The following is a 22959-nucleotide window of genomic DNA, read 5'->3' as shown; positions in this document are numbered from 1 at the left end:
TCCTATGGGACAGGATAAAGTGTATGAGCGATTTGATATTCATCAGCGAATTCAACATATGGGTATGTTCACCAGTTTCTTTGTTCTTACCCTTACAGGTCTGCCGATTAAATTTGAACAAAGCAGTTTTGCCCAAGGGGTTGTGTCCACGTTTGGTGGTTTTGATAATCTTTACTATGTCCATCTCCTGGGGGCTGTGCTCATGATTTTCGTAAGTGTTTACCACTTGATATATCTGGTGGTTGTGCCTTTAGGTGGCAAAAGAAAATCCTGGGCGATTATGCCCAATGGAAAAGACTTCAAGGATCTCCTTCAGAACCTAGGTTACTTTTTTGGATTCAGAAAGGAACCTGCCCGTTTCGACCGCTACTCCTATAAAGAGAAATTCGATTACTGGGCAGTATTTTGGGGGATGTTTATCATGGGGGGGTCCGGTCTCATGATGTGGTACCCTCAGTTCGTTACTCAATTCCTACCCCGTTGGGTGATCGATTCATCCCGCTATGCCCATACAGATGAGGCTATCTTGGCTATTAGCGCCATTTTTATCTGGCACTTTTATAATGTCCACTTTAATACCAGATCCTTTCCCATGAGTAAAGTGTGGTATGTGGGGACGATGAATCGAGAGGAGATGGAAGAGGAGCACCCCGTTGAATTAGAAAGAATTAAGAGAGAAAGAAATCGTTAAGGGGTGAAAGTGATGGGAGTACCTCGGTTCAAATATAGTGTGACCCTAATTCTTGTGGAAATGGTTGCCTATGCAGCCGGCCTAGCCGTGATTCTAAATTGGGCCTTTCATTCAGTCCTATAAACGAGCCCGTAGAACTTTAGAGACTAGTTGTAAAGGCTAATTTTACTTGTTAGGCAAGCTCCATCTAAAGCAACCTCCATCTGAGGCCAAGAATCACTTGATAGATAACCCATGTTAAAGAGCAAGCTCTAATTACGCCCCTGTCGAATCAGGTAGGGCATAATAGAGAGCTTGCTCTTTTTCTTGGGTGATCCTTTGCTCTGCTCAGGATCCTTCAATTTGTTGACTTATTCATGTTCTAGGGGGAGGTCTTCCGCCTCACTGGCCAGTAAGCGTTCTACGATCTCTTCTTTAGGAGTTAAATAAAGTGTCCAATTGGTGTCGTAGATCACCATGCCGGGTTTAGCGGCATTGGGTTTTTTAATGTTCTTCACATGCGTATAATCTACCGGAACTAAGGTAGAGCCTTTGGCCTGGCTGAAGTGAATGGCGAGGGCTGCTGCTTCTTCTAAAGTAGCATCATCAGGGAACTCTTCCCCTTCGGTGAGAGGTATGAGGACATGGGAGCCGGGGATGTTTTTGGTATGTAACCAAAGGTCCTGAGGACGGCCCTTCTTGAGGGTAAGCCAATCGTTTTGACGATTATTTTTACCCACGAGAATCGGATGATTTTGACTTGAAAAGTAAACTTTTGGTTGCGGGGACTCGGGTTTGTTGCTGCTCTTACTCTTTTTGGAATCTTTGCCATGCTTAGGGAGTTTGCCCTTCTTTTTATGGTTTGAGGTATTCTTCTCCTGGGCATGCGAAGATTTACCGTGTTGCTTACCGGATAGATAGTCTTGTTCAATGAGCTCTTTATGAACTTCGTCCAGCTCGGAGGGTGTGGATGCTTGTTCTAAGCTCAGCAGGACTGAGTTGAGATAAATAAGTTCACTTTCTACGGCTTTTTGGAGCGGAGTCGTCTTTTGGATCGTGGCTTTGGCTTTATTGTAAAGGCGGTAATAGCGCTGGGAGTTTTCGATGCCCGTAAGCTGTGCTTCAAGGGGAATGGTGAGCTTAGGGAGAGTTTCTTCATTGTAATCCTCGACGAGGATTTCTTTCATGCCCAATTCAAGGCGGTAGAGGTTAGCGGTAAGCAGCTCACCCCACCGTTGATACTTGAGACCTTTTCCGGCATTAGCGATGGTATCTTCATAGATGCCTCTTTTTTTAGACAAATGCTGCAAATGCTCCTGGGTGATTTTGCGCAAGGATCCCCGTTTGGCTTCCAAGGTATTGTTAGAGGCCTTGGTCTGATAGAAATTTTCCACGGCCTCGGCCAAAGTGGGAAAGTCTTGGCTGGGAAGTCCTTGATAGATTTGAAAAGGCAAAAAAGAAAAGGATGTGGGCAAAGAGTTAGGGCGTGTAGGTTGAACTCCCTTTAGATAGTAAAGAGTTGGCTCTAAATTAGGGGTATAAGCTGGGTTTGCCAATTGGGTATAGGCCTGAAAAATTCGCGAAAGGTCAATATCCCCGCATTGGTCAAGAGAAATGCCCAGTTCCAGTCCGGCCCGGGTCACGATTTCTCTGGCTAGCTCAGGGCTAATCCCGGCATAATGTTTGACCAGCAGATCCACAACCTTTTCGTGGATTTCTTCTTGGAATAGGACTTCGCGCCACTCCTCTTCATGGGTGAGGGGATCCAACTTGCCTTGGGAGGGGGGAGCGATGTATTGGCGACCGGGCAGAACCTCCCGATGGCGGCTTAAGGCATGGGAATATCGCTTAAGCCCATCTAAAATAGCGCCGCTTTGGGGGTCTACCAGAATCAGATTACTATGCTTGCCCATAATCTCCAGATAGAGATGAAGGGTCGCTAAATCACCATATTCGTTATAGTTTTGTACGGAAAGAAGGATGATGCGTTCCAAACCCAGTTGCTCGATCTTAAGAATTTTACCGCCTTCGATATGTTTACGAAGAATCATGCAGAACATGGGGGGAGAAACGGGATTTTTTTTATTTTTTCGGCTGAGATGAAGGCGAGCTGCTGTAGCAGAGATGTTGAGAAGCAGACGATAGGATTGTCCTTGGCTGCGGAGCTGCAGGTGGATTTCTTCCTTCTCCGGCTGAGTAACTTTATCGATGCGAGCCCCCGTAAGTTGGGGCGCTAATTCACGGATGAGATGATGCAAAGTGATGCCGTCTAAGGCCATGAGAAATCTCCTCTCTTAGCTTGAATATCTATTGGATAGGATTAAATACCGAGCCCGAGGATATGTCAGGCTGTGAAACAATTGCATAGTGCTGCAATATATTATAATGCCATGTAAGTGCGAGTGAAGAACCTTGTCCGAAGAAGGTTTTTTCTCTGCCTTCAGAATGGCAATCACTACTTAGGTTGGAATGTCCATAGTATAACACAAATCTTGGGTATTTTTCCTTCTCTACCTGAATAAGCATGTACAAAAAGGTTGGACAGGAGTCCAGAGGAGGACGATAAAGAAATGAGGCAGCAAGCATGGCATGTTTTGCCTTGGCTCGATGTAGTGAAGGCCTTAGGAGTGCACCCCGGCAAGGGGTTGACTCCTAGAGAGGTTAGCCGTCGGTTGGGTGAGGTTGGGACAAATATACTGGAAAGTAAAAAAGGGGTGCATCCCGTTTTCCTCTTTCTCGGTCAATTCAAGGATTTTATGGTCCTCGTTCTTTTGGCGGCTACGATTGTTTCGGCGCTCTTAGGTGAGATTGCTGATGCCGTGACAATTATGGCTATTCTCGTGCTCAATGCAGTCCTAGGATTCATTCAGGAATATCGAGCTGAGCGTTCTATCGAATCGCTCAAATCACTTACCGCTCCAGAGGCTCGTGTCTTGCGGGATGGATTGGAAAGCAGAATTCCTGCTACTGAACTTGTGCCCGGGGATATCGTACTTCTGGAGGCGGGGGATCGCATTCCCGCTGATCTTCGTTGGATTCAAGCTGTGAATGTGGAAGTGGAAGAGTCCGCCCTGACCGGAGAGTCTCATCCCGTAGCTAAAAGAGTAGCTCCCTTGACAGATGAGCTGACTCCCATGGCAGATCGGGCAAATATGGGCTATATGGGGACCGCCTTAGTCGCAGGCCGTGGTGCCGGTGTGATTGTCGCCACGGGCATGGAGACGGAAATGGGCATCATTGCAGGCATGATTCAAAGCGTAGAAGAAGAAGAGACTCCTCTCCAAAAACGCTTAGCCCAATTAGGGAAATACCTTGTCGTTATTAGTATTGCGGTCTGTGGTATTGTGGTTTTGACCGGTATTTTACGGGGTGAAGGCGTCTACAAAATGTTTTTGGCGGGGGTATCCTTGGCTGTAGCGGCTATTCCGGAAGGATTACCGGCTATTGTCACGGTGGCGTTGGCCATTGGTGTGCAACGGATGGTTAAACGTAAGGCTATCATTCGCAAACTACCGGCGGTGGAGACCCTGGGCTGCGCCACCGTGATTTGCTCCGATAAAACCGGTACTTTGACTCAAAATGAGATGACTGTGCGTCAAATCTATACTGATCGCAAAATGATTGTCGTGACAGGACAGGGATATGATCCGAAGGGTGAATTTCATGGGGCTGATCCCCTGAAGGAAAAAGGACCCCTGCAAAATGCTTTGAAGATTGCGTCCTTGTGCAATAATTCTTCCTTAACCCGGAAGGGTGTTCAAGTGGCCGGCATGTTTCGGTCAGCCGGTAAAGAGGCCCCCTGGGGTATAGAAGGAGACCCGACTGAAGGAGCCTTGCTTGTTGCGGCTGCTAAAGCAGGGATTTGGCGGGAGACCTTGGAGCGAAAAGAAGAAAGGGTTGGCGAAATTCCCTTTGATTCGGATCGTAAGCGCATGAGTGTTATTTATAAAGGTAGACGTGAGAAAAACGCTTATGTCAAAGGGGCACCTGATGAAATTTTAAGACGCTGTACCCATGAGCTGACCGGCGATGGGGTGGTTGAACTCAGTGAAATTAGAAGAAGGGCTATTTTTAGAGCCAATGATGAGATGGCTAAAAAAGCACTGAGAGTACTGGCTCTGGCCCAGAAACCCCTGAAAGAATATGAGCGAGTCGATGAGCGGGTGGAAGAGGATCTGGTTTTTGTTAGCTTAATGGGGATGATTGATCCCCCCCGGACTAGTGCCGGCAAAGCAATCGTAGTTTGCCGCAAAGCAGGGATTAAACCTGTTATGATTACCGGAGATCATCGCTTAACTGCTGAGGCTGTAGCCCGCGAATTGGGAATCCTTAAAGGGAACAACGGGGGCATCCTGACCGGAGTCGAATTGGATAAAATGTCCGATGAGGAGCTGGAAAAGGAGGTTATGGATGTTTCTGTGTACGCCCGTGTGACACCGAAGGATAAGCTAAGGATTGTGCGTGCTCTGAAAAAGAACAATCAAATAGTGGCAATGACTGGGGATGGAGTAAACGATGCCCCGGCTGTAAAAGAAGCAGACATTGGCATCTCCATGGGCAAAACAGGAACGGATGTGACCAAAGAGGCTTCAGCCATGGTTCTGGCAGATGATAATTTTGCCACGATCGTCGCCGCCGTTGAAGAGGGTCGGGCCATCTATGATAACATCCGTAAGTTTATTCGCTACTTACTCTCCTGTAATATCGGCGAGGTGCTGGTCATGTTCTTAGCCGCTTTGATAGGATTACCCTTACCCTTGTTGGCCATTCAAATTCTTTGGGTGAATCTCGTGACGGATGGATTGCCGGCGATGGCGCTCGGGGTTGATGGTATGGATAAAGATATTATGAATCGTAAACCGAGAGAGCCGGGAGAAAGTATTTTTGCCCGTGGGTTAGCTCGTAAAATCCTAACCCGCGGTGTCATAATAGGGGTAGGAACTCTCGTAGTCTTTGTAGTTGCCCTCCTTCTAGGGGTCAATATGCTGGTCGCCCGGACCATGGCGTTTACTACTCTGGTCTTCTCGCAGCTCTTCCACGTATTTGACTGCAAATCAGAGACCCGGGGAATTTTCGAGGTCAACTTGTTTTCTAACCCCTATCTCATCGCCGCAGTCGCCGGATCAACGATTATGCAGCTCAGTGTCATTTACTTCCCACCTCTGCAAGCTATTTTCAAGACGACGGCTCTCCTGGGCTGGCAGTGGGGATTGATTCTGCTGGTTGCAGGAGGTCCCTCAATACTCATCGGTCTATATCGCTTAGTAAGAAATACTTGGCATGGTAAAAGAACGATGGTAGGGGCGAAATAAAAACCATAATGAGCTTCTCAGGTCTAGGTTGAGTAATTTACTTGCCTAGACTTTCCTTTTTTAGAACCTTCGCATAAAAGGTTCCACGTTCAATGTCTAAAATAGGTTCGTCTTGGGCAGAAGAAAGTAAGGGCTCATGCCAAAAAAGGATTTTATCTAACGATGAAGAATACCTAGAGGGTACTATTTGCGGTAAGAGGAGGCCAAAATGATTGAGCTATTCGGTGGAGGTATTGTATTAGATAGTATTGATCTGATCACATATGCTGTGGTTGGAATTTTAGCGATTTTTGTTTTTTCCTTAATCATAAAAAAGGTGTTTAAGCTGGCTCTTATTTTTATTATTATCACGATTATAGCCTATTACAACGTTCCAGATCTCATTGCCTCCATAGCCTTTCCCTAAGAGGCTGACAATGGATTAAGGGATAAGGAGTTGAGTATTTATGGAATTTATTAAAATGCATGGCTTGGGCAATGATTTTGTCTTTCTTGATCAGTTTGAGAGTGTTACCGACTTAGGAGATAGGTCGTATCCGGAACTCGCGCTTAAGCTTTGTCACCGTCAATTTGGGGTGGGTGGCGACGGACTTATCGTTGTGCTTCCCTCTGAACAAGCCGATGCTAAGATGCGCATTTTTAATTCAGATGGTTCTGAGCCGGAGATGTGCGGCAATGGCATACGTTGCTTTGCCCGCTATATCTATGATCAAGGATATGTGAAAAAGAACCCACTACAGGTTGAGACCTTGGCCGGTATCCTCACTTTGCAACTTGCTCTCGAAGGCGATCGGGTGACAGGAGTTACAGTGGATATGGGAGAACCCATCTTAAAGCCGGAGTTTATTCCCGTCAGGGCTCAGAGAGAGCCTGTCGTGGCTGAGACTATACAAGTCGAAGGACAAGAATTCAAGTTTACAGCGGTCTCCATGGGAAATCCCCATTGCGTTATTTTTATGGAGAACTATGAAAGTCTCGACTTTGAGCGTTGGGGTCCTGCTATTGAAAAGCATGCTCTTTTCCCCCGCAAAACCAATGTCGAATTCATCGTTGTGAATAATAGAAACGAACTGACTATGAAGGTATGGGAGCGCGGGGCAGGCCCGACCCTTGCCTGTGGAACTGGAGCTTGTGCTTCCGCCGTGGGTGCGGTCTTAAATGGGAAGACAGAAAGAAAGGTCACGGTCCATTTGCCCGGTGGAGATCTCCTGATTGATTGGGGAAGCGATAATCGTGTCTATATGACTGGACCAGCTACCTATGTCTTTAGAGGGATAGTGCTGGAGGATAGCCTTTATTGATTTCTGCCACGAGAGTAATCCGGCAAATGAATTAAATGCTACTAATTAAATTATTGAGTCATAGAAAACAGATATGGACTGCTTCCTTGAGTTGAAGCAGTCCATATTTATATAGGGTACTCAATATCGATGTTAGATGATACACAACTAACACTAAAAAGAAATGGCAATCACGTGAAAATCTCAGCTAATTGGTCACAAAAACGGCTTTCCACCGTCTTATAGTGTGGAGGGAAAACATGAAAGAAGATTTTTTAAGCCTATATAAAAATTCTTTTGACGCAAGGATGAGGTACACTATTGGATTGAGGAAGCTATTTTGCAAGGATGAGTTCGGCTTTTTCCCCTATTTTCAAGGGAATATCCTCGGCAAGGGAGACCTTTATTTTCATACTTTCTTTATTCTTATTGGCCGAGGTTTGCAGGTCCTTGGGTGAATATTGAGCGACGACATCAATAAAGATGACCGTTCCCTTGTATTCTTCTGTTCTGTTCCTTATGAGCATCTCCTGACCGTAACTGATCTTAGACAGATGTTCTTCAGGGATGTAGACGACTAAATGCTTTTCGGTCTCGGAAGCGATATCGGCAATATTATATCCGGGAGAGACCATATTCCCCAACAGATAGTTCTTGCTAATAATTGTACCGTCCTGAAGAGCGGTCAGCTTATATTTTGCTAGGTTCTCTTGAGTCTGGCGAATTTGAATCTCCGTCAAGGCTATGTCGGCTTGGGCGGAGTCAATTTTTTCCTGAGGAGCTCCCTTTTCAACAAGAGCCAGTTTTTGTCTGGCATTGTCTGCTTGTAAAGTCGCAGTAGAAACCGCAGTCTCCGCCAGATCCGCTTGGTATTTGACTTTATCCAGATCAGCTTGGGGCAGGGCACCGCCTTTCCACAAGGCTTGGACGTTTTCATAGTCTTTCTGAACGCGATCTCTGGATAACTGGGCATTAGCCAAGGCGATTTCAGCCAGCGCGACATTGTTCCGGCTCTGTTGGATTTCTTCAGAATCGACACTGGCGGTCAGCTCAGCTAAAGTCGTTTTTTTCTTGGCTAAGGTTGCCTCCAGTTGCTTCAGTGCATCCTTTTCCTTGCGGTCATCGATTACAGCTATCAAATCTCCAGCCTTGACCCCTTGTCCCAGCTCCGGGGACAGCTGAGTAATTTTCCCGGCGACTTCGCTATAATGGGAATAGATTGTCGTCTCCACGATTCCCTCAAATACTAAGTCGGATGAAGAACAGCCGCTCATTGCCAGAATCAGGCAACTTAGCCCCACTGCCCAAAGAATTCTCCTCATGTCCTTGTCTCCTCCCGTAGTGCTATGAATCGAAAATTTGTTTTGTTGTAAAGATACTATCCCAACGAACACTTCATTAAAGTAAAGAAACCGCGACAACTAAGATTTTAAACACACAATCTCTAATAAGATTCGATTAGATCCGGCGGTATTTCTTTAAGAGAATGGTATTGAGAACCATAAAAAGTATCGAGCACGCGAGGATAACCCCTAAGTCCCAGGCGATTGCCATAAGACCGCTTCCTCTGATCATCACTTCTGTCAAGGCATCGGCTATATAGTATAAAGGCATAACCATACCCACCGCCTCCACCCCAGGGGGGAGGTCAAACAGACCGGAGAAAAAGATTTGGGGAACAATAATCAAAGGAATGAATTGAATCATTTGAAATTCGTTATTGGCTAAGGTGGAGGCTAAGATACCCAGGGTAAGGGCGATGATAGCCGAAAGTAAGGTGATAAGGAGTATCAGGACAAAGGAACCGATCATCATGACTTTTAACACATATACGCAATACCAGGAAATTAGGAAAGACTGTAGAACTGTAAAGACACCGAAGCCTAGCACATAGCCGACCACGATCTCCCAGCGTCGAACCGGGGTAGAGAGTAGTTTCTCTAGGGTCCCTGAGGTTCTCTCTTGGAGAAAAGAAATCCCCGAGACCAGAAAAACAAAGAAGAAAATAATAAAGCCGATGAGGGTCGCTCCGAAATTATCGAAGGTGGGCAAATCCTCTTTGCCATAGACATATTTGACATCAGACTTCAGATCAGCCCTAGAATAAAGGGTATTGACCTTGGCTTGTTCCATAGCCGTTAAAGCAGCCTTGGCCTTGCCCGGGTTACTACCGTCTACTTCAATAGAGGATTTACCGTTATTGATGCTAATGGTAGCGATAACGTCTCCCTGCTCTAAGGCCAAGCGAGCGGTAATTTCGTCATAGCGTAAAGCCTTTACATTCAAGTCCTCGAGCCGATTAATGAAACCAACTGGGGCATTGACGACGGCGACTTTTATATTAGGAACTGAATCGGCAAGGATGAAGTAAACTAGAGTCAGCAGAAAAATCGGGGCGACCAGCATGAGAGCCAAGGTGCGCCGGTCATGTCGCAACTGGTTTAGGATTCGCAGGGCCATTGCTCTAACTCTCATCTGCTTGCCCTCCGTAATAAATGAAAGCTTCCTCGAGACTGTTCACACCGATATGCGCCTGTAGTTCCTGGGAGGTCCCTTTGGCAATGAGCCGGCCATTCCTCATCATGGCTAGGTTATGGCACTTGTCTGCTTCATCCATGACATGGGTTGTCACCAGGATGGTGGTACCCTGTTCGGCAAATTTGTTTAATTCCTGCCAGATGTTTTTGCGCAAGAGCGGGTCAATGCCGACCGTTGGTTCATCTAAAACCAATACGGGAGGGCTATGCAAGATGGCCATCGCTAAGGAAAGCCGTCGCTTCATCCCACCAGAAAACGCTTGGACAGGTTTATGGAGATCGGCGGAGAGATTGACTAAGTCCATAACCTCCGCTGACTTTCTCTTAATGTCAGATTTACTCATGCCGTAAATTGCCCCGAAAAAATGCAGGTTCTCCGCAGCGGTCAGAGAAGTATATAAAGCATCGGACTGAGCCATATAGCCAATTTTCGTCATTAGGCTCAGCTTCGGCATCGCTTCATTGAGGACATAGGCTTCACCGGAAGTAGCTTCAAGAATCCCAGCGATTATCTTCACTACTGTCGTTTTTCCACATCCAGAGGGCCCGAGTAAGCCATAGATATGACCATAAGGAATCTCCAGATCAATATCCTTCAGAACATGTTTTTTGCCGAAGAATTTGTTTACTCTGCGGACAACGATGCAATGAGGATATTCCATATTAAGAGAATGCTTAGGTTTGCCCTCTTTAGGAATTACAATTCTCGTAAAGACACCCCCTTAAGTCTAATAGTTTTTAGACAGTGAGTTGATTATTTCTCCAGTTTGATTATAATTCAACTGGATTTATCCTTCAATAAACAAATCGACGAGTGATCCGAACAAAAGCTGCAATTCGCAGCACCTTTTATTTGCATTATGTAGACAAGTTTGACCTCTTTGATCAGACCCTCGAAGGAATAAGTCAAGATCTTCATAAAATACTCACAGAAATCATTTCTCTCAGCCCAGCGAATTTCCAGGATATTACAATGCCCTTTGCCACAATAGTAAAAGTATTTGAATATTTTTTTGCTAATGCACCATCCATTAATCGAGGAGCCCTAGGTGGGTTCCTTTTCTTTTCTAGGCCTTTTCGGTTGCGTAGATTGCATCAATGAATAAGAAGTGCTCATAAATTGTTTTTTCGAACTCCACTAGCTATAATAGAATAAAAGGTTAGAGAAAGTTGGGCTAGACATGGCAAATAGCATGACAGGATTTGGTAGAGGGGAAGCCTCTGGCCACGGCTATCAGTTCACCATCGAATTAAAAGCAGTCAATCACCGGTTCTTTGAAACAGCAGTACGGATGCCCCGCCATCTGAATAGTTTAGAAGATAGAATACGGAAAATCCTGCAAGCAAAAATTAACCGAGGACGTATTGATGTCTTTGTTAATGTTAAGGAAACAGAAGAGAAAAAGAGATTGGTGAAGGTTGACAAAGATTTAGCCCTATCGTATGATAAAACCTTGAAGGAACTAGCTACAGCCCTAAATACGACCTATGAGACAGATATTTATCGCTTAGCGGCTTTGCCGGAGATTTTTTCGGTGGAGGATGCGGAAATTGATCTCGAATTAATCTGGGAACCTTTGGGCCTTGCTGTCTCTGAAGCCTTAGCTGGATTCATCGCCATGCGGCAGGTGGAAGGCGGGCGCTTAGCAGAAGACCTTTTAGAACGCTTACATACCATAAGGACTGCCAAAGATGAGATAGCCGGATATACCGATAGCATCGTGGCAGATTACCAAATCCGCTTACAGGAAAGGATTGAGGTTCTTCTGGGGGATAAGGCTATTCTCGATGAAGCTCGCCTGGCTAACGAAGTGGCTTTTTTTGCAGATCGGGCATCGATTACTGAAGAATTGGTTCGCTTGCAAAGTCATATGGATCAATGCCAAGAAGCTCTTAATAGTTCTGAACCCGTCGGGCGCAAGCTTGATTTTCTGGTTCAAGAGATGAATCGGGAGATTAACACCATTGGCTCGAAGGCTAATAATATCAGTATTACACAGCATGTTGTTCAGATGAAAAGCGAATTAGAGAAAATCAGAGAACAAGTTCAGAATCTAGAATAATTGGAGGGTAAAGTTTTGGACATTAAATTAATTAATATTGGGTTTGGCAATATCGTCTCGGCTAATCGCATCATCTCCATTGTCAGCCCGGAGTCCGCTCCCATTAAGCGGATTATCCAGGAAGCACGAGATGCAGGGATGCTGATTGATGCCACCTATGGTCGCAGAACACGTGCCGTTATTATCTGCGATAGTCATCATGTCATTCTGTCCGCTGTTCAACCAGAAACTGTAGCCCATCGCTTAACTGCAAAAGAAGCTAACAACACTACAGAAGACCCAGCGGATTAAGGGGGAGACATGGTGGAACAGAATCATGGATTGTTGATTGTTCTATCCGGTCCTTCTGGGGCGGGTAAAGGAACCCTTTGCCAGGAACTGTTGAGACAAATGCCTCAGGTAAAGTATTCCGTGTCGGCGACGACGCGCCAGCCTCGTCCGGGTGAAGTAGATGGATTGCATTATTACTTCCGTAGCCGGGAAGAATTTCAAACCATGATCGAGCAGGATCAACTTTTGGAGTGGGCGGAGTTTTGTGGGAACTTCTACGGGACTCCAAAGTTTGCAGTGGAACAAGCCATTCAGGCAGGCAACGATGTCATTCTCGAGATTGAAATTCAAGGAGCTTTACAAGTCAAGAAGGGCTTCTCCCAAGGGGTGTTTATTTTTGTTGTTCCGCCGTCCATGGATGAACTTGCACAACGCATCCATAAGCGTGGAACCGAATCTGAGGAAATCATCCAAAAGAGACTAAAAACTGCAGCTCGTGAACTGGAATATGTTAGTGAGTATGACTATGTGGTCATCAATGATGAAATTCCTGCCGCAGTGGATAAGCTAAAAAGCATACTCGTTGCCGAAAAATGTCGTGTTAAAAGAAAACCATATGTATTTCAGGGGGTGTAAACATGAAACAACCTTCCCTCGATATTCTGCTCAGTAAAGTGGATAGTAAGTATACACTGGTATTGGCAGCAGCTAAGAGAGCTCGTAACCTGATGGAAGAACCGGAATTCGAAGCAAACCATCCGGGAGAAAAGCCGGTCAGCATTGCTTTCGAAGAAATTGCCAAGGGGAAATATCATTTTGAATTGACCACTGAGGGAATCAAATAATGCTGCGGGATAAGAAGATCTTGGTCGGAGTTACCGGTGGTATCGCTGCTTATAAGGCAGCAGATGTCATCAGTAGGCTTCGCAAGCAAGGTGCAGCTGTATATGTGGCAATGACCAAAGGGGCAACAGAATTTATTGCCCCTTTGACCCTAAGGACCCTATCCGCTAACCCAGTCTATGTGGAGATGTTTGAAGAACCCAAGGTATGGAATGTTGAGCATATTGCCTTAGCGGAAGCTGTCGATGCAGTTTTAGTTGCTCCTGCTACGGCTAATATATTAGCCAAAATGGCTGCGGGCATAGCTGATGATTTTCTTTCAACAGTTTTACTAGCCACTCGAGCACCCATCTTCGTGGCACCTGCAATGAATCATAATATGTATCACCATCCGTCGACCCAGGAGAACTTGCAGAAGCTACAACAACATTCCGTGCGCATTCTAGGACCGGCTACTGGTTTTCAGGCTTGTGGCACGTCTGGGGATGGTCGGATGAGTGAGCCTCAGGAGTTAGTCGAAGCATTGCAAGGTTTTTTTGCTGTTTCAAGGCTACTGGCGGGCAAAAAAGCTTTAGTTACTGCAGGTGGAACCCAAGAACCCCTTGATCCTGTTCGCTACCTTGGCAATCGTTCTTCGGGGAAAATGGGCTTTGCTGTTGCTGAGGCATTAAGGGAGGCCGGTGCGCAGACAATCCTAATATCTGCTCCAACCGAATTGTCGACTCCTTATGGCGTAAGGCGAATTCCAATCATGACAGCCCAAGAAATGTACGATGCAGTCATGAGTGAATTTACGGATGTGGATATTGTGGTCAAAGCAGCAGCAGTTGCTGATTATCGTCCCAAAGCAAGTGCTGAACAAAAAATCAAGAAGGATGGGACAAGCCGAACTCTTGAGCTTGTTCCTAACCCTGATATCCTAGCAGAGTTAGGTGAGAAAAAAGAACAACAATTCTTGGTGGGATTTGCCGCTGAGACGGAGAAGCTTTATGAACATGCTCAAGCCAAAATGCAGCGCAAAAATGTAGATATGCTGGTAGCCAACGACGTCACCCAACCCGGTGCCGGATTTGGTAGCCCGACGAATATTGTCAGTTTTCTTTTCCCCGAGGGGACAAGAATAGATCTACCCCAGATGAAAAAGCTGGAAGTGGCCAGACGCTTGGTTCAAGAGATTGCTGAACGACTCAGGGAGAAGGAGTGATTGATATGGTAAAGAAATTGTTTACTTCCGAGTCTGTAACGGAAGGACATCCCGATAAAATCTGTGACCAAATATCCGATGCGATTTTAGATGCGATCTTCGCCAAAGACCCCAATGCTCGGGTAGCCTGTGAAACCTCAGTGACCACAGGATTGGTCTTAGTAAGTGGTGAAATTACGACCAATTGCTATGTGGATATCCCCAGCACGGTTAGGCAGACCATTCGCGAGATTGGTTATACCCGTGCCAAATTTGGCTTTGATGCTGATACCTGCGCAGTTCTCACTTCCATCGGTGAGCAATCGGCGGATATCGCCTTAGGGGTTGACAAAGCTCTGGAAGCCAAAAACGGTGAGATGTCGGACGAGGCTATCGAAGCCATTGGTGCCGGTGACCAAGGTATGATGTTTGGCTACGCCACCAACGAAACGGATAGCTATATGCCCCTTCCTATTGATTTGGCCCATCGCTTAGCACGTCGTTTAAGTGAAGTTCGCAAGACCGATCTTTTAGACTATCTTCGTCCGGATGGCAAGACCCAAGTTACCGTCGAATATGAGGGTAATCGGCCGGTACGAATTGATACCATTGTTATTTCCACACAGCATCATCCGGAATCATCTCAAGAGCGAATCCGCCGTGACCTTCTGGAGCATGTGGTGTTCCCGGTAGTCCCTTCGGAACTGCTGGATGAAAAGACCCGATATTTCATTAACCCCACGGGTCGCTTTGTGATTGGTGGTCCCCAAGGGGATGCCGGCTTAACCGGGCGCAAGATCATCGTCGATACCTATGGTGGTATGGCTCGTCATGGGGGCGGTGCCTTCTCTGGTAAAGATCCTACAAAGGTTGACCGTTCCGCTGCTTATGCTGCTCGTTATGTCGCTAAAAATGTCGTGGCAGCCGGTTTAGCTGATCGCTGCGAAATTCAAATCGCCTACGCTATTGGGGTGGCTCATCCTGTCTCTGTCAACGTGGAGACCTTTGGAACAGCCAAGATTGCCGAAGATAAAATTGTTGAATTGATTCTTGCCAACTTCGATTTGCGTCCAGCAGGAATCATCAAGACCTTGGATCTTCGTCGTCCCATCTATCGTCAGACGGCAGCCTATGGGCATTTTGGTCGCAATGACCTCGATCTCCCTTGGGAAAAGACCGATAAGGCAGCAACCCTAAGGGAACAAGCTGGATTACAGTAAATGCACAATGACATTATTACTTAGATATGGAAGTCGAGCTAATAATGAAGAGTATATACGGGCAGCGGCCTTCTTCTGCGTGAAAAAAGTGTGGATCTTGAAGATCCACACTTTTTTAATTTGAAACTTTTAGCCTTATCGTTCTTTATTGTCCAGTGAGCTTTGGCTTACGCTGGTCCAACCGGTGCGGATTTACCAAGTGGCTACGACGCCATCGGTTCGCTGTTCGGTGGCGCCCATTAACACATCATTTTCATTGCGCCACACAATCTGCCCTCGTCCAAAAAGTCCGGTATTGCCACTCCATTCGATATCATGGCCCATGCGGCATAAAGCATCGGCGATATGATGGGGGAAGGAGCGCTCTACTTGAACATGGCGATCTTTATTCCAAAGAAAACGGGGAGCATCTAAAGCCGCTTGGGGATTTAGATTGAAGTCAATAGCATTCATCAGAACCTGAACATGGCCTTGGGGCTGCATGAAGCCTCCCATAACCCCAAAGGGTCCTAGCGCTTTCCCGGCTTTAGTAAGAAAACCAGGGATGATGGTGTGGTAAGGACGCTTCCTTGGACCTAAGAAATTAACATGTTGAGGATCTAAGGAGAAATTATTGCCGCGATTATGCAGGCTGATGCCCGTTCCGGGAACCACTAGACCTGAACCAAAGTCCATATAGTTGCTCTGAATCATGGAAACCATATTGCCTTCGTTATCAGCGGTAGCCAAATAGACCGTTCCTCCTTTGGGAGGAGTACCCGGTTCAGGGAGAAGCGCTGTTTTACCGATAAGCTTACGGCGTTCCAGAGCATATCCTTCGGAAAGCAGATCATGTACCTTAACTTCCATATCCCGTGGATCAGCGATATATTTGCGTCCGTCCACATAAGCCAGTTTAATGGCCTCTATCTGCTTGTGGTAGGTTTCAATACAGTCCTTGTCGGTGAAATCAAAGCCTTTAAGGATGTTCAGTGCCATAAGAGCCACTAGACCATGGCCGTTGGGGGGAATCTCCCAGACATCATAACCCCGATAATTGATATGGATAGGATCGACCGATAAGGGTTGGTATTCCTCTAAGTCCGCTTTGCGAAGATAGCCGCCATACTTTTGCGAGAAGGCGTCGATCTTTTCGGCCAGTTCTCCCTTGTAAAAGGATTGGGCATTGCTTTCAGCAATTTTCGTTAAGGTCTGAGCATGATCAGGGGAACGCCATATTTCCCCGATCAAGGGAGCCCGCCCTTGGGGAGCAAAGGTTTCAAACCAGGAGGCGTATTCCTCGCCCTTAAGATCTTGGGAAAGTTTTTCATAGGCTATCTGCCAATTGTGCCCGAGAATCGGGGATACGGGGTAGCCTTGTTCTGCATATTCGATGGCAGGCTTTAGAGTCTCGGTTAAAGGTAGTCGGCCAAAACGCTCTGCTAAGGCAGCCCAAGCAGAAGGTGCACCCGGTACCGTCACGGGAATCCAGCCGTATTGCGGCATTTCGTTGTAGCCCTTTTTTATTAAAGCCTGGCCCGAGAGGGAAGCCGGTGCTGTACCGCTGGCGTTAAGTCCGTGCAGTTGTCCTTTGGTCCAGACTAAAGCAAAAGCATCGCCACCAATACCATTAGAGGTGGGCTCCACAACGGTCAGACAAGCGGCGGTAGCAATAGCCGCGTCGATGGCATTTCCTCCTTTCTTGAGGATGTCCAAGCCCGCCTGAGCGGCTAGAGTCTGGGAGGTTGCTACCATCCCACGGCTAGCATAATTAAGTAATCGTTTTGAAGCATAAGGGTAGTACAAGGGATCGAAATTCATGACGATACCTCCTCAAAAATAATGTGTATGTGAATTATTGGCTGTAGGCAATCGTTTCGAGCCACCGTGAAATACTCTCCGATTCAGCGGAGCCATTGATAGCAATTCCGGACAAAAGGGTGGCTTCTGAACACTCCTTAACAATATCATCCTCGATTTGGCAGAATCCTCCGCCACCGTGAGTACAAAAGGGGATGACTGTCTTACCAGTAAAATCAAATTGTTTAAGGAAACTCAAAACCGGTGGAGCTACTGTTTTGAACCAGTTTGGTGTACCGATAAAGATTGTTTGATAATCATCTATTGATTCATTTCCGCGAATGAGCTTCGGACAAAATCCTCGTGAAATTTCATTCCTTACTTCTTTGGCAGCCGTATTATAGTCAAACGAATATTTTTTGTCAGGAACTAGCTCCCTCATCGTGCCACCAGTCTGCTTAGCTATTTCTATGGCTAAGTTCTTTGTGTTGCCAAAAAGTGAGTAATAAACTATCAAAGTATCGTTCACTTACCGTAGTTTCCTTTCGCAAATTGTCGGCGCTAATAGCTGGTTAGGTCATAGCATGTTGTATTATATCATTTTATTATTGGGAAATCCCTATTCTTTAATGCAAGAATAAAGAAGGGGCATCGCTAGCTACTCTAAGTAGTTTCGCGACACCCCCTGTATGCAAGAGATTCAATTCCAAACCTTATCCAAGTCTAAGTTGTTTACTTAAGCTACATCTTTATGTGGCTTAATCCTCTTTTTCTTCCCGAAGGATGAGATTGAGGATAATTCCGGCTAAAGTCGCATAGGCAACACCGTGGCTTTGGACTCCAATTCCGACGGCGAAGATGACCGAGGCGATGATCAGGTTCTTGCTCTTCGAGAAATCCACACGTGCTTCAATCAGAGTACGCAGACCAGTGACCCCAATCATACCGAAGAGATAGAGAGAGACGCCGCCCATGACGGCTGTAGGAATAGACATAATCAAGGCTTGGAGGGGACTGACGAAACTAAGGATGATGGCGATAATAGCGGCTACCCAGATGTTAAAGGTGCTATAGACCCGAGTTACGGCTAGTACACCAATATTTTCGCCATACGTGGTTACCGGAGGGCCGCCCAAGAAGCTAGCGATTCCAGTAGCGAGACCATTGCCCAACAAGACTCGGTTGAAGCCTGGCTTCTCGATGGGATCTGAATGGGTAATATTGCCGAGGACAATCATATGACCTAAGTCTTCAATGATGGTGACAAAAGCTAGAGGGGCAAACATTAGAATTGCAGCTTTATTCAAGCTTGGCATAGCCCAAGTGTCAGCATTGATAGGTGAAGCAAAGATTTTATCCAGAGAAGCTACGGAAGCAGTTACCCCGGTGAAGTCTACTAAACCGGCGAAGGCTGCGACAATATAGCCGATGATAATTCCGGAAAGAATGGGAATGATTTTCAAGAAGCCTTTAGCATAGGTGCTTAGAAAGATGGTCACCCCGAGGGTGAATATGGCGATATACCAATTATTAGCCGACATGCCTGATGCGACGGGCGTTAAACTTAAGCCAATAATGGCGACAACCGGGCCGGCCACAACCGAAGGGACAATCTTATGAATCCAAGCGCTGCCAAAAACACTCATGAGGGCAAAAAGAATGATGTAAATAATACCGATGACGAGGGCCCCGCCCATGGCAGCAGCTAAGTTATTCTGATCTTGCACAAAATAAGTTAAGGCAGCAATGTAAGCAAAGGAAGAACCTAAGTAGGCTGGAATCATGCTTTTGGTCAAGAGTAGGAAAACGATCGTGCCGATTCCCGAGGAAAGAAGGGCGATGGCTGGGCTTAAGCCAGTTAAAAAGGGCACGAGGACTGTGGCTCCGAACATAGCAAAAACATGTTGCAGGCCAAGGGGAATCGTTTGGGCAAGGGAAAGTCTTTCATGAATCTGAACTTCTCTAATCATGGGTTAGCCTCCTTTTCATTCACAACAAAAAACCTCTTCCTTGCCCGCAAGCAAGAAAGAGGTGCCCATGTCAACATTATCATGGTACGCCATTTCCTTCTTAGCCTCACGGGACTAATTTAAAGGTCATAGAATATTTACCTTGTTTAGAGCATAGCATATTAAAAATTAGTTTGGCAAGATATTTTTCATGATATGATGATTAATAATAATATTTAAAGAATTTATACTAAAATGCGTATTCTTTGGAAGAATAAGGAGCGAAAACTTGCAATTAACCTCTAGCATCTAATTCCTTAAAAGCAGGAATCTTTTAAGTTTCAGAGAATTATTTCCTGTTGGATAGGCATATTCAGTTTGCTGGGTTAGTTATAAACAAGGAGGTATAAGTTATGATTATGACGACAACTCCCAATATTGATGGGCGAAAAATCCAGTCCTACCATGGAATTGTAACGGGAGAAGCTATTATGGGTGCCAATGTGATTCGGGACGTATTTGCCAGTATCACTGATATTATTGGCGGTCGTTCGGGGGCCTATGAAGAAAAACTTCAGGATGCTCGACAAATCGCCTTCCAAGAAATGCAACAAAATGCAGCTCAGCTAGGGGCCAATGCTGTAGTAGGGGTAGATATCGATTATGAAGTGGTCGGCCAAAGTGGCAGCATGCTCATGGTCAGTGTCTCGGGGACAGCGGTTACGGTAGTATAAGTTATAAGGTAGCAAAAGGCGGCAAGATAGCCTTAAAACAAGATAGAATCAAGGTTTTCGGGATGTTGGGTAGACCAGCATCCCTTTATTGATTGGCCAGATGTATTTGGAAAGTGGGTCTATACCTACAACTCTTCATCTATGTTAAAATGTAAATCAGGAAAGAAAAAGAGAATGGACAAAAAGGAGGCGATGAAAATGCACTATGCAGAGGTTCTTGTCGATGTAGCAAATCGTCGCCTTGATCAAGTATTTCATTATCAAATTCCTGAGGGAATGGACCTGAAACGAGGTATGCGGGTACTTGTACCCTTGCAATATCGTCAAGTCCAGGGAGTCGCTGTACGGTTTACGAATGAACTACCCCAAGGGGTTTCTGATCGGGCAATCAAACCGATCATAGGTATAGTGGGCACTCTGGAAATCATTCCAGAAGATTTAATCGATCTAGCACTGTGGCTAGCAGAGACCACGATCTGTTCTATTGCACAAAGTCTCCACACAGTTTGGCCCCTTTTAAAAGGGAAGGTAGAGGAGTGGGTTATCCCCGTTGCAGCGAAAGAAGACGAAGATGTTAAGACGCTGCAGATTCTTGATCCCGAGTCCTACCACGCCTTGGCGGTACTCTTTCGCTCACGGAACAAGGCCCTGTCCCTGAGTATTTACCTCAAACGATCAGGATTGACCAAAAATCAAGTTGAACAGTTAGCGAAACAGGGTTGGATCAGGTTGGAATCTCGTTTTACCTCGGGTGTTCCTCAAAGTGTGCGAAAGGCACTTTCGAGCGGAATGTCAGATGAAGGAGTAGAGGTAAACACTGCCGATATTCAGAGATTTTCTTCAGATTATCGTCGGGTACTTACTTCTGAACAATCGAACGTAAGCCAAAAGATTATGGGGGCTTTAGCCAAGCAGCAGTATGAAACCATTCTTTTGCACGGCATAACGGGCAGTGGAAAGACGGAAGTGTACCAAAGAATTATTGGAGAAGTATTAGCTCAGGGAGGCTCGGCTATTTTGCTTGTGCCGGAGATCTCTTTGACTTCTCAGATTGCTAGTTATTTTCGTGAGCACTTCGGAGATCAGCTGATTGTATTGCACTCTGGTTTACAAGTCAGTGAAAAGGCTAAGGCTTGGCAGGATATTTTGCAGGGTAAAATCAGAATTGTCATCGGCGCTCGCTCGGCGGTCTTTGCACCTCTTCCCAATCTGCGCATGATTATCTTGGATGAAGAACATGAGGGAGCTTACCATCAGGAGGAAAACCCCAAATATCATGCTCGAAATGTAGCCCGCAAACGGATGGAACAGCTCCGGGGAGTTGTAGTCTTGGGTAGTGCTACCCCTTCTCTGGAAGCTTATGCCGCAGCCCAGGCAGGGAAAATCTCCTTGCTTTCAATGGAGAATAGAGTCGCTAACCGCCCGCTACCCCCTGTTGAGGTGGTCGATATGCGAGAAGAACTGATTAAAGGCAATCGCAGCATGTTCTCTCTCTCTTTACAAAATAAGCTTAAGGGGACCTTGGAGCGGGGAGAACAGGGGATGCTCTTTTTAAACCGACGGGGCTATTCGACCTTTGTCGCATGCCGAGAGTGCGGTTATGTGGTTCGCTGTAGTGACTGCGACATTGCTCTGACCTACCACACCCAAGGCAATTCCATGCGCTGTCATTATTGTAATCACGAAGAGATTCCCCCGCGCACTTGTCCGGAATGCGGCAGCCGCTATATTCGTTTCTTTGGGCAAGGGACACAGAGAGTTGAAGAAGAGATTAAAGGACTCTATCCGGCAGCCAGAATTCTGCGGTTGGATTTTGATACGACGCGCTCGAAAGAAGGATATGGGGAAATTCTGGGTCGATTTCGCCGTCAAGAAGCAGATATCTTAGTGGGGACTCAGATGATGGCCAAAGGCCTAGATTTCCCTAATGTTACTTTAGTCGGAGTTATCGCGGCTGACCAGATGCTGAATATGCCGGATTTTCGGGCAAGGGAGAGAACCTTCCAACTCCTAACCCAAGTGGCCGGTCGGGCAGGTCGCAGTGATAAACCGGGTCAAGTCGTTATTCAGACCTATGCTCCTGAAGATCGAGCCATTATTAAAGCCTCGCATCATAACTTTAAGGGTTTTTTCTGGGAGGAGATTGCCTATCGCAAGGCAAGAAATTATCCGCCCTACACTCATGTGATTCGAGTCACCCTGACCCACGAAAAAGAAGATCGGGTCATTAAAGGAGCACATAGCTTGGCCCGTGCCTTAAATCAAGGAATAGGTTCTCATGAAAATGGGAATACTTCTTTAGATATTCTTGGCCCGGCTCCAGCCGTGATACCACGCCTAAAAAATCACTATCGCTGGCAGGTATCTCTAAAAGGAAAAAACATCGTGTTCTTGCGTGAATTTATGCATCAAGGGGTACAACGCTTTGCTCATGATTCAAGCAGTTCGGGAGTTCAATTGAATATTGAAGTGGATCCATTAAGTATGTAAGGATACTGTCACAGGAGAGAGACATGTAATATAATGATGATCAGGTAGAATGAGAAAGGGGAAGAGCTAAATGGCGATTTATCAGATTGTGGAAATAGGTTCAGACGTATTAAGGGAAAAGGCAGTCCCGGTTAAAGAGATTACCCCAAATATTGTTAAGCTGTTAGATAATATGCTGGATACACTCTATGATGCTGAAGGAGTAGGCTTGGCCGCTCCTCAAGTCGGAGTTTCCAAACGAGTTGTAGTTGTTGATGTGGGAGATGGCCCTATAGAACTAATCAATCCTGTCTTCCTCGAGACAGAAGGGGAAGATATCGATGATGAAGGTTGCTTAAGCATCCCCGGCGTTACAGGCCAGGTGAAGCGAGCAGCCAAAGTAAAGGTCGAAGCCCTCAACCGCAAAGGAGAACTCCAAGTCATCGAGGGAACAGGCTTGTTAGCTCGTTGCCTTCAGCATGAGGTCGATCACTTAGAAGGAGTCCTTTTCGTCGATAAAGCGGCAAAGACTCATAGACGGTAATCCATCAAACTGAATCTCAAGTAGCTTACTTAGCGAACGGTGTAAAGCAAAATCCTAGAGACAGAAACACAAGCTACATATCCCTCCATATCCTCTCAAAGATACA

Annotated in this window: 20 protein-coding genes; 13 read left to right on the top strand and 7 right to left on the bottom strand. The window is 46.1% G+C overall.

The window, feature by feature from the left end:
- The first annotated feature begins 4 nt into the window (after positions 1 to 4).
- The gene (locus DESDI_RS13325; RefSeq protein WP_041219494.1) at positions 5 to 691 is read left to right on the top strand and encodes a formate dehydrogenase subunit gamma; all 687 of its coding nucleotides are present in this window, start codon (positions 5 to 7) and stop codon (positions 689 to 691) included.
- Between the two features lie 350 nt (positions 692 to 1041).
- On the opposite strand, the gene DESDI_RS13320 is transcribed toward DESDI_RS13325, so the two are convergent.
- Positions 1042 to 2949 carry an Rqc2 family fibronectin-binding protein gene (locus DESDI_RS13320; protein WP_015263138.1) on the bottom strand — a complete coding sequence of 636 codons (1908 nt, stop codon included), beginning with the start codon at positions 2947 to 2949 and terminating at the stop codon, positions 1042 to 1044.
- Between the two features lie 291 nt (positions 2950 to 3240).
- Here DESDI_RS13320 and DESDI_RS13315 point away from each other — a divergent pair, with 291 nt between their 5' ends.
- From DESDI_RS13315 to dapF, 3 genes are all read left to right on the top strand, one after another.
- Positions 3241 to 5982, top strand: a complete 2742-nt coding sequence (locus tag DESDI_RS13315; protein WP_015263137.1) for a calcium-transporting P-type ATPase, PMR1-type — start codon at positions 3241 to 3243, stop codon at positions 5980 to 5982.
- Between the two features lie 208 nt (positions 5983 to 6190).
- A complete protein-coding gene (locus DESDI_RS13310) occupies positions 6191 to 6388 on the top strand; it encodes a hypothetical protein (protein WP_015263136.1) in 198 nt (65 codons plus the stop codon).
- 40 nt (positions 6389 to 6428) lie between these two features.
- Positions 6429 to 7283, top strand: coding sequence for a diaminopimelate epimerase (dapF, locus tag DESDI_RS13305; RefSeq protein WP_015263135.1), 855 nt, complete (start codon positions 6429 to 6431; stop codon positions 7281 to 7283).
- A 314-nt stretch (positions 7284 to 7597) separates the two neighbouring features.
- On the opposite strand, the gene DESDI_RS13300 is transcribed toward dapF, so the two are convergent.
- The 3 genes from DESDI_RS13300 to DESDI_RS13290 form a co-directional block, all read right to left on the bottom strand.
- A complete protein-coding gene (locus DESDI_RS13300) occupies positions 7598 to 8584 on the bottom strand; it encodes an HlyD family secretion protein (RefSeq protein WP_015263134.1) in 987 nt (328 codons plus the stop codon).
- Positions 8585 to 8720: 136 nt separating this feature from the next.
- Positions 8721 to 9737, bottom strand: coding sequence for an ABC transporter permease (locus DESDI_RS13295; RefSeq protein ID WP_015263133.1), 1017 nt, complete (start codon positions 9735 to 9737; stop codon positions 8721 to 8723).
- Positions 9727 to 10461, bottom strand: a complete 735-nt coding sequence (locus tag DESDI_RS13290) for an ABC transporter ATP-binding protein (protein WP_015263132.1) — start codon at positions 10459 to 10461, stop codon at positions 9727 to 9729. The genes DESDI_RS13295 and DESDI_RS13290 overlap by 11 nt, the downstream gene beginning before the upstream one ends.
- 519 nt (positions 10462 to 10980) lie before the next feature.
- Between DESDI_RS13290 and DESDI_RS13285 the strand changes: the two genes are divergently transcribed.
- The 6 genes from DESDI_RS13285 to metK are packed head-to-tail and all read left to right on the top strand — an operon-like array spanning position 10981 to position 15378.
- Complete coding sequence (locus tag DESDI_RS13285) at positions 10981 to 11862, top strand: YicC/YloC family endoribonuclease (RefSeq protein WP_015263131.1); 882 nt, start codon at positions 10981 to 10983, stop codon at positions 11860 to 11862.
- Positions 11863 to 11877: 15 nt separating this feature from the next.
- Entirely contained in the window at positions 11878 to 12153 is a 276-nt protein-coding gene (gene remA, locus DESDI_RS13280; protein ID WP_015263130.1) for an extracellular matrix/biofilm regulator RemA, read from the top strand.
- A gap of 12 nt (positions 12154 to 12165) precedes the next feature.
- Positions 12166 to 12768, top strand: coding sequence for a guanylate kinase (gmk, locus tag DESDI_RS13275; RefSeq protein ID WP_041219491.1), 603 nt, complete (start codon positions 12166 to 12168; stop codon positions 12766 to 12768).
- A gap of 2 nt (positions 12769 to 12770) precedes the next feature.
- A complete protein-coding gene (gene rpoZ, locus DESDI_RS13270) occupies positions 12771 to 12977 on the top strand; it encodes a DNA-directed RNA polymerase subunit omega (protein WP_015263128.1) in 207 nt (68 codons plus the stop codon).
- Positions 12977 to 14179, top strand: a complete 1203-nt coding sequence (gene coaBC, locus DESDI_RS13265) for a bifunctional phosphopantothenoylcysteine decarboxylase/phosphopantothenate--cysteine ligase CoaBC (RefSeq protein ID WP_015263127.1) — start codon at positions 12977 to 12979, stop codon at positions 14177 to 14179. Before rpoZ ends, coaBC begins: the two co-directional genes overlap by 1 nt.
- Before the next feature lie 5 nt (positions 14180 to 14184).
- The gene (gene metK / locus DESDI_RS13260; protein WP_015263126.1) at positions 14185 to 15378 is read left to right on the top strand and encodes a methionine adenosyltransferase; all 1194 of its coding nucleotides are present in this window, start codon (positions 14185 to 14187) and stop codon (positions 15376 to 15378) included.
- A 192-nt stretch (positions 15379 to 15570) separates the two neighbouring features.
- Here metK and DESDI_RS13255 read toward each other — a convergent pair whose 3' ends face one another.
- From DESDI_RS13255 to DESDI_RS13245, 3 genes are all read right to left on the bottom strand, one after another.
- Positions 15571 to 17178 (bottom strand): gamma-glutamyltransferase family protein, encoded by a 1608-nt coding sequence (locus DESDI_RS13255; RefSeq protein ID WP_015263125.1) that lies wholly within the window; start codon positions 17176 to 17178, stop codon positions 15571 to 15573.
- Between the two features lie 34 nt (positions 17179 to 17212).
- Positions 17213 to 17686 (bottom strand): flavodoxin, encoded by a 474-nt coding sequence (locus tag DESDI_RS13250; protein ID WP_015263124.1) that lies wholly within the window; start codon positions 17684 to 17686, stop codon positions 17213 to 17215.
- A gap of 229 nt (positions 17687 to 17915) precedes the next feature.
- Positions 17916 to 19127 (bottom strand): solute carrier family 23 protein, encoded by a 1212-nt coding sequence (locus DESDI_RS13245; RefSeq protein WP_015263123.1) that lies wholly within the window; start codon positions 19125 to 19127, stop codon positions 17916 to 17918.
- 392 nt (positions 19128 to 19519) lie between these two features.
- Here DESDI_RS13245 and DESDI_RS13240 point away from each other — a divergent pair, with 392 nt between their 5' ends.
- The 3 genes from DESDI_RS13240 (at position 19520) to def (ending at position 22853) form a co-directional block, all read left to right on the top strand.
- Complete coding sequence (locus tag DESDI_RS13240) at positions 19520 to 19840, top strand: heavy metal-binding domain-containing protein (RefSeq protein ID WP_015263122.1); 321 nt, start codon at positions 19520 to 19522, stop codon at positions 19838 to 19840.
- A gap of 198 nt (positions 19841 to 20038) precedes the next feature.
- Positions 20039 to 22330 carry a replication restart helicase PriA gene (gene priA / locus DESDI_RS13235; RefSeq protein WP_015263121.1) on the top strand — a complete coding sequence of 764 codons (2292 nt, stop codon included), beginning with the start codon at positions 20039 to 20041 and terminating at the stop codon, positions 22328 to 22330.
- 70 nt (positions 22331 to 22400) lie between these two features.
- Entirely contained in the window at positions 22401 to 22853 is a 453-nt protein-coding gene (def, locus tag DESDI_RS13230; protein ID WP_015263120.1) for a peptide deformylase, read from the top strand.
- Positions 22854 to 22959: the final 106 nt, after the last annotated feature.

This window comes from Desulfitobacterium dichloroeliminans LMG P-21439 (genome assembly GCF_000243135.2).
Lineage (GTDB): Bacteria > Bacillota > Desulfitobacteriia > Desulfitobacteriales > Desulfitobacteriaceae > Desulfitobacterium > Desulfitobacterium dichloroeliminans.
This window is presented reverse-complemented; position numbering and strand designations above follow the sequence as displayed.

Bases quoted from the DNA above. Each gene is read 5' to 3' on its own strand.
- DESDI_RS13325 (WP_041219494.1), top strand. From the start codon at position 5: ATGGGACAGGATAAAGTGTATGAGCGATTTGATATTCATCAGCGAATT.
- DESDI_RS13320 (WP_015263138.1), bottom strand. From the start codon at position 2,949: ATGGCCTTAGACGGCATCACTTTGCATCATCTCATCCGTGAATTAGCG.
- DESDI_RS13315 (WP_015263137.1), top strand. From the start codon at position 3,241: ATGAGGCAGCAAGCATGGCATGTTTTGCCTTGGCTCGATGTAGTGAAG.
- DESDI_RS13310 (WP_015263136.1), top strand. From the start codon at position 6,191: ATGATTGAGCTATTCGGTGGAGGTATTGTATTAGATAGTATTGATCTG.
- dapF (WP_015263135.1), top strand. From the start codon at position 6,429: ATGGAATTTATTAAAATGCATGGCTTGGGCAATGATTTTGTCTTTCTT.
- DESDI_RS13300 (WP_015263134.1), bottom strand. From the start codon at position 8,584: ATGAGGAGAATTCTTTGGGCAGTGGGGCTAAGTTGCCTGATTCTGGCA.
- DESDI_RS13295 (WP_015263133.1), bottom strand. From the start codon at position 9,737: ATGAGAGTTAGAGCAATGGCCCTGCGAATCCTAAACCAGTTGCGACAT.
- DESDI_RS13290 (WP_015263132.1), bottom strand. From the start codon at position 10,461: ATGGAATATCCTCATTGCATCGTTGTCCGCAGAGTAAACAAATTCTTC.
- DESDI_RS13285 (WP_015263131.1), top strand. From the start codon at position 10,981: ATGGCAAATAGCATGACAGGATTTGGTAGAGGGGAAGCCTCTGGCCAC.
- rpoZ (WP_015263128.1), top strand. From the start codon at position 12,771: ATGAAACAACCTTCCCTCGATATTCTGCTCAGTAAAGTGGATAGTAAG.
- coaBC (WP_015263127.1), top strand. From the start codon at position 12,977: ATGCTGCGGGATAAGAAGATCTTGGTCGGAGTTACCGGTGGTATCGCT.
- metK (WP_015263126.1), top strand. From the start codon at position 14,185: ATGGTAAAGAAATTGTTTACTTCCGAGTCTGTAACGGAAGGACATCCC.
- DESDI_RS13255 (WP_015263125.1), bottom strand. From the start codon at position 17,178: ATGAATTTCGATCCCTTGTACTACCCTTATGCTTCAAAACGATTACTT.
- DESDI_RS13245 (WP_015263123.1), bottom strand. From the start codon at position 19,127: ATGATTAGAGAAGTTCAGATTCATGAAAGACTTTCCCTTGCCCAAACG.
- DESDI_RS13240 (WP_015263122.1), top strand. From the start codon at position 19,520: ATGATTATGACGACAACTCCCAATATTGATGGGCGAAAAATCCAGTCC.
- priA (WP_015263121.1), top strand. From the start codon at position 20,039: ATGCACTATGCAGAGGTTCTTGTCGATGTAGCAAATCGTCGCCTTGAT.
- def (WP_015263120.1), top strand. From the start codon at position 22,401: ATGGCGATTTATCAGATTGTGGAAATAGGTTCAGACGTATTAAGGGAA.